The sequence below is a fragment of the Noviherbaspirillum sp. Root189 genome (assembly GCF_001428545.1).
Lineage (GTDB): Bacteria > Pseudomonadota > Gammaproteobacteria > Burkholderiales > Burkholderiaceae_D > Noviherbaspirillum.
The window spans coordinates 1-13,846 of sequence record NZ_LMHZ01000012.1; the positions used below are offsets into that span (position 1 = coordinate 1).

At 53.6% G+C, this 13,846-nt stretch carries 11 protein-coding genes and 3 pseudogenes; 10 read left to right on the plus strand and 4 right to left on the minus strand.

Going from position 1 to position 13,846, the window contains the following annotated elements:
* Positions 1-10 precede the first annotated feature (10 nt).
* The 4 genes and pseudogenes from ASE07_RS07935 (at position 11) to ASE07_RS07960 (ending at position 4,643) form a co-directional block, all read left to right on the plus strand.
* Entirely contained in the window at positions 11-1,150 is a 1,140-nt protein-coding gene (locus ASE07_RS07935; protein ID WP_057290550.1) for an IS30 family transposase, read from the plus strand.
* A 159-nt stretch (positions 1,151-1,309) separates the two neighbouring features.
* Positions 1,310-2,151 (plus strand): annotated as a pseudogene (locus ASE07_RS07940) (transposase).
* A 38-nt stretch (positions 2,152-2,189) separates the two neighbouring features.
* Positions 2,190-2,902, plus strand: a pseudogene (locus ASE07_RS07950) (IS256 family transposase); the annotation flags it as partial.
* A gap of 766 nt (positions 2,903-3,668) precedes the next feature.
* Positions 3,669-4,643, plus strand: a complete 975-nt coding sequence (locus ASE07_RS07960) for a peptidase U32 family protein (RefSeq protein ID WP_162256866.1) — start codon at positions 3,669-3,671, stop codon at positions 4,641-4,643.
* Positions 4,644-4,892: 249 nt separating this feature from the next.
* On the opposite strand, the gene ASE07_RS07965 is transcribed toward ASE07_RS07960, so the two are convergent.
* Positions 4,893-5,348 (minus strand): DUF2721 domain-containing protein, encoded by a 456-nt coding sequence (locus tag ASE07_RS07965; protein WP_057290551.1) that lies wholly within the window; start codon positions 5,346-5,348, stop codon positions 4,893-4,895.
* Between the two features lie 661 nt (positions 5,349-6,009).
* On the opposite strand from ASE07_RS07965, the pseudogene ASE07_RS30635 reads away from it, so the two are divergent.
* From ASE07_RS30635 to ASE07_RS07980, 4 genes and pseudogenes are all read left to right on the plus strand, one after another.
* A pseudogene (locus ASE07_RS30635) lies at positions 6,010-6,234 on the plus strand (PAS domain S-box protein); the annotation flags it as partial.
* Positions 6,235-6,294: 60 nt separating this feature from the next.
* Positions 6,295-7,035 (plus strand): sensor histidine kinase, encoded by a 741-nt coding sequence (locus tag ASE07_RS29620; protein ID WP_235548390.1) that lies wholly within the window; start codon positions 6,295-6,297, stop codon positions 7,033-7,035.
* On the plus strand, positions 7,032-7,676 hold the full coding sequence (locus tag ASE07_RS07975; RefSeq protein WP_057290291.1) for a response regulator: 645 nt from the start codon (positions 7,032-7,034) through the stop codon (positions 7,674-7,676). Before ASE07_RS29620 ends, ASE07_RS07975 begins: the two co-directional genes overlap by 4 nt.
* A 592-nt stretch (positions 7,677-8,268) precedes the next feature.
* Positions 8,269-9,087 carry a Crp/Fnr family transcriptional regulator gene (locus ASE07_RS07980; RefSeq protein WP_057290292.1) on the plus strand — a complete coding sequence of 273 codons (819 nt, stop codon included), beginning with the start codon at positions 8,269-8,271 and terminating at the stop codon, positions 9,085-9,087.
* A gap of 257 nt (positions 9,088-9,344) precedes the next feature.
* On the opposite strand, the gene ASE07_RS07985 is transcribed toward ASE07_RS07980, so the two are convergent.
* The 3 genes from ASE07_RS07985 to ASE07_RS07995 all read right to left on the minus strand — a co-directional run bounded on the left by ASE07_RS07985 (position 9,345) and on the right by ASE07_RS07995 (position 11,819).
* Positions 9,345-10,067 (minus strand): phasin family protein, encoded by a 723-nt coding sequence (locus ASE07_RS07985; protein ID WP_057290293.1) that lies wholly within the window; start codon positions 10,065-10,067, stop codon positions 9,345-9,347.
* 128 nt (positions 10,068-10,195) lie between these two features.
* Positions 10,196-10,942 carry an acetoacetyl-CoA reductase gene (gene phbB / locus ASE07_RS07990; RefSeq protein WP_057290294.1) on the minus strand — a complete coding sequence of 249 codons (747 nt, stop codon included), beginning with the start codon at positions 10,940-10,942 and terminating at the stop codon, positions 10,196-10,198.
* A 403-nt stretch (positions 10,943-11,345) separates the two neighbouring features.
* Positions 11,346-11,819: an Lrp/AsnC family transcriptional regulator gene (locus tag ASE07_RS07995; protein WP_057290552.1), complete on the minus strand. Its 474-nt coding sequence runs from the start codon at positions 11,817-11,819 to the stop codon at positions 11,346-11,348.
* Between the two features lie 129 nt (positions 11,820-11,948).
* Between ASE07_RS07995 and kynB the strand changes: the two genes are divergently transcribed.
* Both kynB and kynU read left to right on the plus strand, forming a co-directional pair.
* Positions 11,949-12,596, plus strand: coding sequence for an arylformamidase (gene kynB / locus ASE07_RS08000; protein WP_057290295.1), 648 nt, complete (start codon positions 11,949-11,951; stop codon positions 12,594-12,596).
* Positions 12,593-13,843, plus strand: coding sequence for a kynureninase (gene kynU / locus ASE07_RS08005; RefSeq protein WP_057290296.1), 1,251 nt, complete (start codon positions 12,593-12,595; stop codon positions 13,841-13,843). The genes kynB and kynU overlap by 4 nt, the downstream gene beginning before the upstream one ends.
* The last annotated feature ends 3 nt before the right edge of the window (positions 13,844-13,846 follow it).

Below are 13,846 nucleotides of genomic sequence, written 5' to 3' on the forward strand. Positions count from 1 at the left end.
GAGAATCGTGATGCAGAGTTCGGACCGAATGGATGACCGGCGCAAGACGGTAATATGGCGCGAATGGAAAAGGGGAAGCCCCATGAGCCTGATTGCGCGTGTTTTAGAGAAACCACCTGCCACGGTGTTTTCCTATCTTCTCTATCACGGTGGAATCCAGCCGCGAGTGCGCTGTCGGCGACCGATCGCATTGTCTATCGAGGAGCGAGAGGAAATTTCCAGAGGCTTGGCCAATCACCACAGCATACGCTCGATTGCCTTGCATCTGGGGCGTAGCGCGTCTACCATCAGTCGAGAAATAAGCAGGAACGGTGGCCTTTCCAGGTACCGTGCCACGGAAGCAGATAARTCAGCATGGAAACGTGCTACCCGACCTAAGGCCTGCCGTCTTGCCCTCAACACTAAGCTCAAGAGCTTGGTTACGCAGAAGCTGTCGGAGGACTGGTCGCCAGAGCAGATCTCCGGCTGGCTCAAGATTGCCTATGCGAATAATGTTGATATGCAGGTGTCGCATGAAACTATCTACAAGAGCCTGTTCATACAGMCCCGGGGCCTGTTTCGCAAAGAGCTACGCGAACATTTAAGGACCAAACGGAAATTCCGCCATGCCCGGGGCCATCGAGCCGGCTCGCGCGGCCAGATCGTGGATGGGATCTCGATTCGTGAGCGGCCAGCTGCAGTCGATGACCGTGCTGTACCCGGACATTGGGAAGGCGACCTAATTTGCGGATCAAGGAACAGCTACATCGCTACAGTCGTAGAACGGCAGACACGCTTCACGATACTGGTCAAGGTAGAGAGCAAGAATACCGATCACGTGGTCAGCGCACTCTCCAAACAGATGAGCAAACTACCTGAACTCCTACAGCAAAGCCTGACGTGGGATCGTGGACAGGAGATGGCCAGGCATCACGCTTTTACGTTAGCGACAAATATGGACGTGTACTTTTGCGATCCACAAAGTCCCTGGCAGCGTGGGACTAACGAAAATACGAATGGGCTACTACGACAGTACTTTCCAAATGGGACTTGCCTGTCGGTTTTTACCCAGCAAGAGTTAAACAGGGTCGCATTAAAATTGAACACTCGACCAAGGAAAACGCTTGGCTTTCAAACGCCAGCCGATAAACTGGCCGAGGTGTTGCACTGACCGATTGAATGCATCGGGCATTAAAATTGAACACTCGACCAAGGAAAACGCTTGGCTTTCAAACGCCAGCCGATAAACTGGCCGAGGTGTTGCACTGACCGATTGAATGCATCGGCTTTGAAAGTAGAATTTCTCAACATTGAATCGAGGAAGTTTTACATGAAGAAGTCACGGTTTTCGGAAAGCCAGATCATCGTCATTCTCAAACAAGCCGACGGTGGCACTCCAGTTCCGGAACTGTGCCGGGAACACGGCATGAACTCGGCACTGTTTTACCGCTGGCGCAGTAAGTTCGGTGGCATGGACGCCTCCATGATGGCGCGGCTGAAGGAGTTCGAAGAGGAGAACGGCCGCCTGAAGAAGATGTATGCCGAAGAGCGCCTGAAGGCTGAGATCGTCGCTGAGGCGCTGGAACTGAACCTGCGCATCAAGCCGAAGAAGCGCCTGGTGCGCGAGAAGCCGGAGCCTCTGTCCGAGCCGACGGCACTTAACCAGGTGTGGTCAATGTACTTCATGCATGACCAACTGTCGGACGGCCGCAACATTCGGTTGTTCAACGTGATCGATGACTTCAACCGCGAAGGCTTGGACATTGAAGTGGATTTTTCCCTTCCATCCGAGCGCGTAATCCGTTCACTGGAGCGCATCATTGAATGGCGCGGCAGGCCGGATCGGATACGTTGTGACAATGCTCCTACTCTTGATGGCTGACATTCTGCATGTACAATGGTCCGGAATACGTCAGCGCAGCACTGATGGCGTGGGCAAATCGGCGTGGCATTCATGCCGAGTTCATTCGACCCGGCAAGCCGCAGCAGAATGCCTACATCAAGCGTTACAACCGGACAGTGCGTTACGACCGGCTGGCTCACTACCAGTTCGACAGCATCGAAGAGGTGCAGGAATTCGTAACCCGTTGGCTATGGACCTATAATCACGAGCGCCCCAATATGGCCATCGGCGGCATCACGCCGCAACAGGAACTGGCCTTGGCCGCATAGTTTCTACTCTCAGGCCGCATCAAAAATGGGGGGATTACCATCTGGAAGAGATGTACGGTACCGAGGTGTCGCCTATGCTCATTTCTTCGGTCACGGATGCGGTCATGGACGAAGTCAAGGCATGGCAGGCCCGTCCCCTGGATGCGCTTTACCCGATCGTCTATCTCGACTGCATTCATGCCAAAGTGCGTGACGGCGGCGCGGGCGAGTCAAGGCGGTGTATCTGGCATTGGGTGTAAACCTCAATGCCGACAAGGAGTTGCTGGGCCTGTGGGTGGCCCAGACCGAGGGTGCCAAGTTCTGGCTGCAGGTCGCCACAGAGTTGAAGAACCGCGGCGTGCAGGACATCTTCATTGCCTGCGTGGATGGTCTCAAGGGCTTTCCTGAAGCGATTGAAGCGGTGTTTCCGAAGACGGCGGTGCAGCTGTGCATCGAGCACATGGTGCGCTACAGCCTGAACTTCGTCGGCTGGAAACTGCGCAAGGCGGTGGCCGCGGATTGTGCGTTCTTCGACTACCCCGCCGAGATCCGAAAAGTGATCTACACAACCAATGCCATCGAGTCGGTCAACATGGGTATGCGCAAAGTCACAAGGAGCCGCGGCGCATTTCCCAATGACGATGCCCTGATCAAGCTGTACTATCTGGCACTGCGCAACATCAGCAAGAAATGGACGATGCCGATTCAGAACTGGAAAGCCGCCCTGAACCGGTTCACCATCATGTTCGATGAGCGTATGCCACAGCATTAAACAGTTTCCCGATTACACAAAATCGCGGACACCCCTCGTTCGCCCATAATTTAAATCTTGGAAACGGTTTATCTGGCCTCTTCTTTTGCTCTATCGTTTTGCTTCATTGATTAAATAACGCGTTTGTAAGGTTTGCTGAGGCATTTACATGCATATCCCGCTCGTTCGCCCTCGCCGATCCGACCAGTTTCGGCGGGTCGTTCGTTTATGATTAGAGCTGCTCGCTCTTCGTCAACAGTTCGCTGATCGACGCCATGAGCCGTCTATCTTTCCAGACCAAATATACTGCCTACGCGCTCCACGCATTCACTCCTATACGTGCCTACAAACTAGTAGGGTTCCTATTTGCATTTATCAACTCCAACCATCCCATCAAAGATCTCGCCCGTCCTCTCATCAAGTCATATAGCCGCCCAATCCGTTTTACCTTTCCAAATTAGCCCTAGCTTCACCTGCCATTCGCCCTTCCCTAAAGAACGATTCCGTACCGCAATATCTTTGCGTAAAATCAATTCCCTGAGGTAATCGCCTGCTACATTGAATTCATTGCACATGAGCAATAAGAGGTCTCTGTGTTTACCCTGCTTTATTGCCCTGCCTGGTTCGGCGTATTTAGATACGTTGGCGCCGATTCGCACAACGAAGTGCACAGGTATCCCTCGGCAGATATGACGCACTGCGTCTCAGTCAACCTTCCGATGGAATCCTGTCTGTCTTTCCCTTAATGCATTTCCGTAATTGGCATCAGCTTGAGGAGAAACAGATCATGACAAAAGCATACTCGAAAGTCGAGACGACAGAGGGTAGGTCCCAAGCACATGGATCGCGCCTCGGTTTGCATTGTCCGGTGGCCAGCCTGGCTGGGCTGCGCGCGGCGGTAAACAATGGTGCCGACGGTATACTTCTCGATTTCGACCAACCCTCTTCCTTACGCAGTCATTGCGCCGGACACGACCAGTTTCAAGCCCTTGCACGGGGCATACGTTATGCAGCAGAACAGCAAGTCGATACTGTCCTGGCGATCAAGGCATGCCATCTGGACGCATCATGGTCTTTGGCGCGCCTGGCAATCGACACTGCGGCGGATCTCCGCATGGATGCCGTCGCCATGTCGGATCCGGCGCTGATGCTCTACACCGCTGCGCGTTATCCCGATCTACAGCAACACTATACCGTCCCTCCTTCGGGCGTCTCTGCCGAGGCGATTGGCTTTCTTTGCAAGCAAATCGACATCAGCAGGCTGGTGCTCCCACGGATGGCATCTCTGAGTCAGGTGAAACGTGTAGCGGAGTACACGGGCATCAACGTGGAACTCGTAGGTTTTGGCCCATTGTGCAACATCATTGACAACCTTAAACCTGCGTTCGGGTTACGCGACAACGAAGCGGTAGATTGGCATTCCAGTCCTGAAGCTGCTTACTTGGACTTCGCCGCGCTCAACGCCAGTGGAGGTCGTTGCGCACTGGATGAAACGCCAAGCAACGATCATTACTACCTCGACATCGGAAATGCCGATGCAAGCGCACTGCGCCTTCTGCCACGACTCTCGGACGCCGGCGTTCGCGTCCTGCGCATCGAGGCGCATGTACATTCACCTGTTAAGCTCGGTCAGGCAACGAAGGTCTGGCGCGAAGCCATTGACCACTGCCTGGAAGATAGAGAAGGTTATACAGTACGCATGGCATGGGTTGAGCGACTAAGCCATTTGTCACCAGTACTTCGTGTCTGTCATGAGGGTTAGTGTGATCCATACTGCAAGTCGCCCGAAACTTAGTGCGACTCGTTATAGGGCGCTAATCGCCTTGCAAGCAGCGCCACTGCATAACGGAGATGGAACAAAGTCCATCGCTGCAACTTTAAATTCGGACGCGATAATCATTCACATCAACGATGTCGACAACGCAATCAAGCTCCAGTGAAATGAGCGATCACTGACCCGGGCCTTGACTATCCTGCTGTTGAAGGCGATTCCAGTCTGATTTAGCCAGCGCTAAGATTGCTTCTGCCTTGAATGTATGTTGCGCATTGATACTGTTTTGGTTGCGACGAAAATTTCGCGAAGCAAATAAACGAAACTTCCGATCAGGCAAAACATCCCGAGCACAAAACAAAAGGCAATGAAGCTAGCCAGGCCCAGATTCAGTGCATCGCCGATAAAAAGTGCCGCTACAACGATGCAAACTAACAGGCCACACGACGTACTCAAAGTGATAGCCCGGTTGATCAGGTGCGAACGTCGGTACAAGGTATCCAGTTCAGCATAAGCGTCCGTATGGTCGGCACCCGTCGTTGCCTGGATACGATCTTCAAGGACACGCGACCGGTCAATAATCCGGGCAAGGCGATTGGTCAACACCGAGAGCTTGGTACCCACGCCAGTCAGCAAAAACACAGGAGCAATCGCAAGCTGGATGATATGGCTGATCTCGCCTAACTGGATGTCGATATTCATGAGGTTGGCTTGGTTCGTAAAGCAGATCTGTCTTAATTGCATCTTCCTGGTGCCGTAGTCTATCAGCTCACCTCTGCAACGTGCCAATCTGCAGTCATGGACCTTTTGCCTACGTACGGCAAACGATTGAGCGAACGCAAACGGCTTTGTCACATGGGGAATCATGTTTACGCTGTGCTTACTATGCAGCAACCGCGCGATTGTGATTTCTCAACGGCGGTTGATTTCGCCCCGCTACTTTGAATTTCGCACTGTCTGATGCTGAGATATCTCTGAAGTCCCAACGCAAAGATATTGGTTTCGTCAACATGAGCGGCGTCGGGCGCCGGTATGATCAACCTGCATGTCTACAAAAGCGATACGTACCACTAGCAAGCCTTCGGGCGCAGATCTGAATAATGCGCACCTGCGGCCATATCATGCGGCGCGGCTCCCATCGGTACGCCGCCTTGCAACCAATCATTCGCGAATGCATAGCGCCGACCATCGGCCCTCAGGCAACAGAGAAATTGTGATGACAACCTATTTGGAACCCAGCACCGGCAAGCTGACAAACATCATCACCACACTTGCCCGATTTCCCACGAGCAAAGTGGGATCATCACTTCTTTCCGTCATCCAGTCCGCGATGGATGGGGTCATCATTATCGACGCCATGCGACAGATCGTACTGGTAAATCAGACGGCGGAGCGCATTTTCGGACACCCCGCGCAAACTCTGCTCGACCAGCCACTGGATATCCTGATGCCTGCACATTACGTTGATGAGCAATGCCAGAGAATGGACCGACTGGCAAGCGCACGCATTACCGGCCGTCGCGCCAAGGTCGAACTCAAAGGCCTGCATGCGGCAGGCAACCTGCTTTCCCTCAATGCAAACGTCGCGCGAGTAAATGTCTGCGGCGAGTTGTTCCTTGCGCTTATTGTCCAGGACCCATCTATGCACCAATCCGTTGCAGAATCCAAGCAAAGGCCTATACGGCCTTCCGAACTACGTAAATGGGCGGCATCAACGCAGCAGGCAACCGAAGTCGAGAAAAGGCGATTCTCCAAAAAACTGTACGATGACATCGGCCAGCGACTCAGCGTACTCAAGTTGGACCTTGACTGGCTGGAAAACAGCCTTGCGCAAACAGATGACGGCCTACCGGCCCGCGTTGCGCAAATGCAAGGTTTGCTGGACAACGTGATTACAATGACTAAAACGATGGCCTCTGCCTTGAGGCCGCCGTTGCTGGACGATTTCGGCCTCCTGCCTGCGGTGGAATGGATGGCCGAGAATTTTCAGAAAAAAACAGGCATTTCTTGCCGCGTCGAAAGCCAGGGGTTCTACAAGAAGCTTGAAGACCCAATTGAATCAGCGATTTTTCGGGTGATTCAGGAAGGGTTGTCAAATATCGAACGGCATTCACATGCTTCTCATGCGCGAATTTCCTTTGCGCATACAGGGAACCAACTCGATGTTATGATTGAGGATGATGGTATCGGCATAGAAGCCGGGAGCGAAAGCAAACCGGGATGCTACGGGCTCATTGCGATGCAGGAACGTATCTTTGTATTGGGGGGTACAATCAGCATCCGGAGCGCCGAACCACATGGTGTTGTCATTTACGCATCGATTCCAGTGGAGCCGATTTTTCCAAACGACCAGTCAACTTCAACGCCCACAAACCGCCTATGATTCGCATTGTTATTGCCGACGACCACACCATCATGCGTGAAGGACTTAAGCGCATTCTCGATGGAGCCGACGATATTGAAGTCGTTGGTGAGGCAGTAGATGGTTTCGAGGCATTGGCACATGTGCGGAAAGGCGGTTTCGACCTGCTGATGCTGGATCTGTCCATGCCGGGGCGTAGCGGCGTGGAATTGATTCGCCAGATCAAGGATGAAGTCCCCAAACTCCCTATCCTCATCCTGACCATGCATGAGGAAGAACAATACGCCGTACGCGCGATCCGCGCGGGCGCACGTGGTTATCTGACCAAGGAAAGTGCCGGTACGCAGCTGGTCAGTGCGATCCGTAAAGTCGCTTCCGGTCGCCCCTATATCAGTCTGGAAGTCGCTGAACAGTTGGCGATGGATGTGATGCCCGCCAATGAGGACCTGCCACACAAGCAGCTGTCCAATCGTGAATTTGAAGTATTTACCCTCCTGGTCAGTGGGAAATCGATTACCGAGATCGCCGACTTTCTTCACTTGAGCGCGAAAACCGTCAGCACCCACAAGACCCGCATCCTTACCAAAATGAATATGAACTCGCTGGCTGAAATGGTTCAGTATGCCGTTCAGCACCGCCTTCTCGGCCCCTTGAGAAATTAAGCCTTTCAAGTTCCTGGTACGGAACCTTGCTCTTCACACTGGGCTGTTCTGGCCTGTCGTATGCATGTTATCTCGCATTTTTTCTATACCGGCGAGCCACCATTTTTTGTAACTCGCTTGTCATACTTTCCCTACAGACTCTTGCTTGCAAGTTCCTGCGATTTTCTGTCGATGTGGACTAAGAACCTTATTCCTTGCGGGTTCTCAAGGAATGCAACAGATTCTTCTAACTTTTTTATCAGTAAAGTTCCCATACGCTTGTAAGGATAATCCTACGAGAAGCGCGAGTCTCCTACATTTCAATTCAGCCCACACCGATAGCAATTCGCTGTTGCGATTGCGATACTGGCCATTCATTCGAAGCATGACAGGCTAGAAACCCGCCACTGATTCTGGACAACCTGATACTACGTAGTTAGTACATAGGAAATTTTCCAAAAATCATAACTGGTGAAGCACTGATAATCATGCGGGCATTCCTGCCCCCGCATGAACTAAACTGATTGATCTGAATTAGGAGATGACCATGTTGTCAACGCAAACCCCCGACGTCCGCCCTGAGTCCACTTCGTCGACCATGCACTCCCCATCGATGGAAGCGGGCTGGCAGCGTCAAGGCAAGCTGTGGTCCAATCTTAAGGAATTGTGCGAAGTCCTTCGCATCCCTTCGGCGGCGATCCATACCGACGAAGAATTGCTGTTTCAGCATGTCCAGTTCAAGACCGGGCAGCGCATCCACACAATCGGCCAGCCATTCGACACCTTGTACATTGTGCATTCCGGCTTTTTGAAAACCGTTCTGATCGACGAATTTGGTAATGAACAGGTGTTGAGCTTTCCAATGAAAGGCGATCTGTTCGGCGTCGATGGGATCCATACCAAGCGCTATGCATCCGAAGCTGTTGCCCTGTCGAACTGCGACCTGATCCTGCTTCCATTTAAGAAGTTGACTGCGCTTGGGCGTGCGCATGTCGAATTCGAACACGCCATGTATAGCGTCATGAGCCGCGAACTGGTGCGCGAGCAAGCGATGGTCAGTATGCTCGGCGCCCTAAGTGCGGAAGCGCGCGTGGCACGCTTCCTGGTGAACCTGTCGGAGCGCTATGCCGACATGGGTTACTCGAGCAAACTCTTCAATCTCCGCATGACACGCCATGAAATCGGCAGCTATCTTGGCTTGACTCTGGAAACTGTCAGCCGCACGCTGTCTGCCTTCAATGAAATCGGTCTGATTACCGTAGACCAGCGCTCCATCGGCATTAAAGATCCGGAAGCCTTGCGGACCTTGCGCCGCCTGCCGCCGTCGAGCTCGCGTGCCAAGCAAGTCGCGGCCAAAAAATCCAAGCAGGCTGCTCAAAAAAATGACCAGCCGGATGGTGAAGGCGATTGGGGCCAACTCGCAACTGCCTGACACCTTATACCAATCCCAACCCATAACGCACCATGAGATCGCGTCTTTTTCCGCCTGCCTGCGTTGCACTCGTCGTCAATAGCTCGCTATTGACTCCTCGTCAGTCAAAAAAATCCATCGATCTCATTCGTTACGTTATAGCTTGGGATTGGTATTAGCGCATTTTCGCAAGATGAAAAAAGCCCGCATGATGCGGGCTTTTCCATTTCACAAAAATCCTTCGATCTAATTTTTTACGTTACAGGTCGGGATTGGTATTATTTCTTTTTGCCGCCTGTCGTCGGATAGATTTTCTTATCCGAGCCGCTTGCGTCGGCGGCGGCGTCGACTGCTGGCACGAGCACCTCCGGTGCGGATGCCGTTGCCTGGATACCGGAAGAGGCCGCTGTGGCCGCTGCTGCCGTCGCTGCGTCTGCCACATTGGTCGCAGCATCGGATGCTGCCTGTGTCATATTATTTGCGGTTGCCGCTGCTGCGCCCATGTTACGTTGGGCCAGCGTTGCGACATCCTTGAATGCGTTTTCCCACATCGAAAACATGCTGGCCATCGGGTTGGCATTCGTCGTGGCATTACTGCTTGTGTTTGCTGCAGTTGAAGCGGTGGAGGTTGTTCCCGCAAACGGCGTCTTGATGCCATTCACGGCCTGGTTACGAAATTGCTCAACATAATCCTGCATGCTTTGACCGATTTCGCTCTGCATCTCGACGACGATGCGTACTAGTTCACGCTGGTACTCAGTCGCCGGGCTCGAGTTGCGCGACATCATGCGTGATTGCAGCGCCGAACCGATGGCACCCGGATCGCGGGCGGTTGCCAGTTCTCTGACGAAATCAAGCTGGTCAGTGAAAAGTTGATGCGTCGCACCGATCATCACGCTGTCTATCTTTTGTGTGCCGGTGAAGAAGGCGTCTGCAAGACGGCGCGAAGCTTCAAGTTGCGTCTGATAGACGCCGGCAAGCGGGTTAAGTGCGTTTTGCATATGTTCAATCCTGATATGAAATGTTGAAGGAAAGCGAGTTCAGCGAGCCTATTTTCTGCGTTTTCTGACTGCACGCACGTACCCGTTCGATGCCTGGTTGACGTATGTCAATCAAGCATCGACGCAGTTCATTGCATGTGCTGTCCGCCATTGATAGCGATATTTGCACCGGTCACAAACCCAGCCTCGTCAGAGCAAAGATAGACGACAAGACCAGCGACCTCTTCGGGTTCGCCAAGTCGGCCCAGTGGTATTTGGGGAAGGATTTTTTCTTTGAGAATGCTTTCTGGTATCTGCGTCACCATCTTGGTTTTCAGATAGCCCGGCGATATGGTGTTGACGGTAATGCCTTTATTGGCGACTTCCAATGCAAGCGCCTTGGTAAAGCCGTGCATTGCCGCCTTCGCCGCCGCATAGTTGGTCTGGCCAAACGCGCCTTTCTGCCCGTTTACCGAGGAGATATTTACGACGCGACCCCACTGGTTTTCCAGCATGCCATGCAAAGCCAGCTTAGTCATATTGAAGACACTGTCAAGATTGGTTTTGCGGACGATTTGCCAATCCTCGAATGTCATCTTCTTCAATGTTGCATCACGCGTCACACCGGCATTGTTGACGAGAACATCAATACGGCCCTGATCACGCAAGACTTGCATAATGCCGGCTTCACAGGAAGAGAATTCCGCGACATCAATGCAGACGGTGCTGAAGTCGTATCCTTCGCTACGATGGGAAGCAATCCACGCCGATGCGTCCTTGTTTCCAGGTGAATGCGTTGCGACAACGCGAAATCCTGCGTCATGCAACTTCCTGCAAATGGCCTCCCCTAGCCCTCCCATTCCACCCGTCACGATGGCCACTCGTTTTTTATCCATGGCTGTCTCCTTGTGTTGAATGAAGATAGATTTCTAGCGATCGCTTCGGCATGGTTGGGGGCAATGCTCGATGTCCACGACCAAGGAATATTTAAAGCTCATCAAATGAATAGGCACAGATGTGCAGCAAGACGCTCTCGCTGTCTTGCCGGGGAAGATTCGAGTATGAGAATGTAAATTAGTTCGGATGCAATCCCGATCCAATGTCTTGCATCACGGATGCCAATGAATAGCCATGGTGCAGGGCGATATGCCGAGCCATTGCAGCAATTGCAGCCATTGCGGTTTTGACGCACGAATAGAAACGAAACGCGGGCCTGCCTGTTCGGCTGGAATCATTTGCCTGTTCTTATTCACGTCCGTGTCGAGTGGACTGGTCCATCACAGAACCATCAAACCTCAATTAGTCGCTCAATAGCTCAGGCGCGATCGCCTGAGTGTCCTTCAGCGTCTGCAGAACAATATTGGACTTGATGTCGAGTACACCCGCAGTCTTGTATAACTTCTCCAGGACAAACGAAGAAAAATGCTTGAGGCTGCGTGCCCTGACGCGTAACAGGTAGTTCGCTTCACCGGCAATGATGTACGAGCCGACCACCTCGGGCCAGGCGGCAATGGAAGCTGTAAAGTTTTCATGCCAGTGTTCGACATCACGCCGCATCGTGACCTGTACAAAGGCATCCACCTCAAGGCCCAGAGCGGCGGCATTCAGCACTGCGCTATAGCGGCTGATCATGCCACTTTCCTCCAGCATACGGACGCGGCGCAGGCAGGAGGAAGGCGACAAAAATACCTTCTCCGCCAGTTCAAGATTGCTCATCCTTCCATCTTGTTGGAGCAGGTTGAGTAACTTGAGATCGGTCGCATCAAGCTTCATGGTGTTTTCATTCATTTTTTCACGGATTCCTGCAATGATATTCTAATTGTCTTGCATTTGGCCGATCAGATTGCGTAAAAAATGCGGCGTTTACGGCTTAAAATTCGAGCAGAACATCAAGGAAATCTTATGCCCTCTTCCAATACCCTTTGGGATATCAGCCCTGTCCTTTCTCCTGCAATTCCGGTCTGGCCAGGGGACACGCCGTTCAGCACCGAGCCCACCTGGAAAATTGAAGGCGGTTGCCCCGTGCAGGTGAGCCGCATCACCATGTCAACACACACGGGCGCGCACTGCGATGCGCCGTCGCATTACGACGCCCAGGGTGAATCTATCGATAGCGTAGCCCTGCATGCCTATCTCGGCCCTTGCCGCCTGATCGACTGCATCGGCGTGAGCCGCGTCGAGCCGTATCATGTCGAAACCGCGTTGACCGATATGCCGCCACGCGTGCTGTTCCGCACCTATGCGACGGCGCCCCAGGACCGTTGGGATGCGCAGTTTGCGAGCGTATCCCCCGCCACGATCGCGTTGCTGGCCAGGCAAGGAGTCGTACTGATTGGCATTGATACGGCCTCACTTGATCCACAGGAATCCAAGACCATGGATGCACATCGCGCGGTTCGCGCCAACCGCATGGCTATCCTTGAAGGCATCATCCTTGACGGTGTGCCGGCGGGCGACTATGAATTGATTGCATTGCCCCTGAAGCTGGCGGGAATGGACGCCAGCCCCGTGCGCGCCATACTACGCAGCTTGCCAGGAGGTGCGCAATGATGACACGTGACGATTGCGTCGCTCGGGATAAGGCCGACAAACTTTCCTCGCTGCGGGACCAGTTCGACCTGCCCGATGGCGTCATTTACCTAGATGGCAATTCGCTGGGCGCACGCCCGAAAGTCGCGCTGTCCCGCGTACAGCAGGTGGTGAACGACGAATGGGGAAAGGACCTCATCCGCAGCTGGAATAAAGCGGGCTGGTTCGATCTGCCGTCCCGCCTGGGAGACAAGCTTGCTACGCTGATCGGCGCCAATCCGAATGAAGTCGTGGTGACCGATTCCACCTCGATCAATCTCTTCAAGACGCTCGCCGCAGCGCTTCACAAGCAGTCCCGTGCTGAAGGACGATCGCAGCGCCATGTCATCGTGACCGAACGCGCCAATTTCCCAACCGACGTGTACATCGCGCAGGGACTGACGTCCTGGCTGGATAGCGGCTATGAGATCCGAATGATCGATTCGCCGGACCAGTTAAATGCCGCCATCGACGAGGATACCGCTGTCGTCATGCTGACTCATGTCAACTACCGCACCGGACATATGCATGACATGCGCGAGGTCAGCACTCTTGCCCACGCGCGCGGCGCTCTGATGCTGTGGGATCTTGCCCATTCGGCCGGTGCCGTGCCGGTTAACCTGAATGCGGATGGTGCCGATTATGCGGTCGGCTGCACTTACAAGTACCTGAATGGCGGTCCAGGGTCGCCGGCCTTCATCTGGGTCGCGGCGCAGCATCAGAAGGATTTCCGTCAGCCGCTGTCCGGCTGGTGGTCGCATGCAAGCCCGTTTGCCATGCAGCCGCAGTTTGAAGCGACCGGCGGCATACGGCGCGCATTATGCGGCACGCAGCCAATCGCTTCGCTGGCGATGGTCGAATGCGGGCTCGACATTTTTGCGCAAACGTCGATGGCGGCGCTACGCGAGAAATCGCTGGCGTTGACCGATCTCTTCATCGACCTGGTGGAATCGCGCTGCCGCGTTCATCCGCTGGAACTGGTAACGCCACGTGAACATGCACATCGCGGCAGCCAGGTGAGCTTTGCCCATCCGCATGGTTATCCGGTCATGCAAGCCCTGATTTCGCGCGGCGTCATCGGCGACTACCGGGAACCACACATCATGCGCTTTGGCTTTACCCCGCTTTACACGCGTTTTATTGACGTGTGGGATGCGGTCGACATACTCGTCGATATTCTGGACAACAAGCGTTACGATCCGGCCGCCCTGCGCGACGCCGTGACCTGAGGA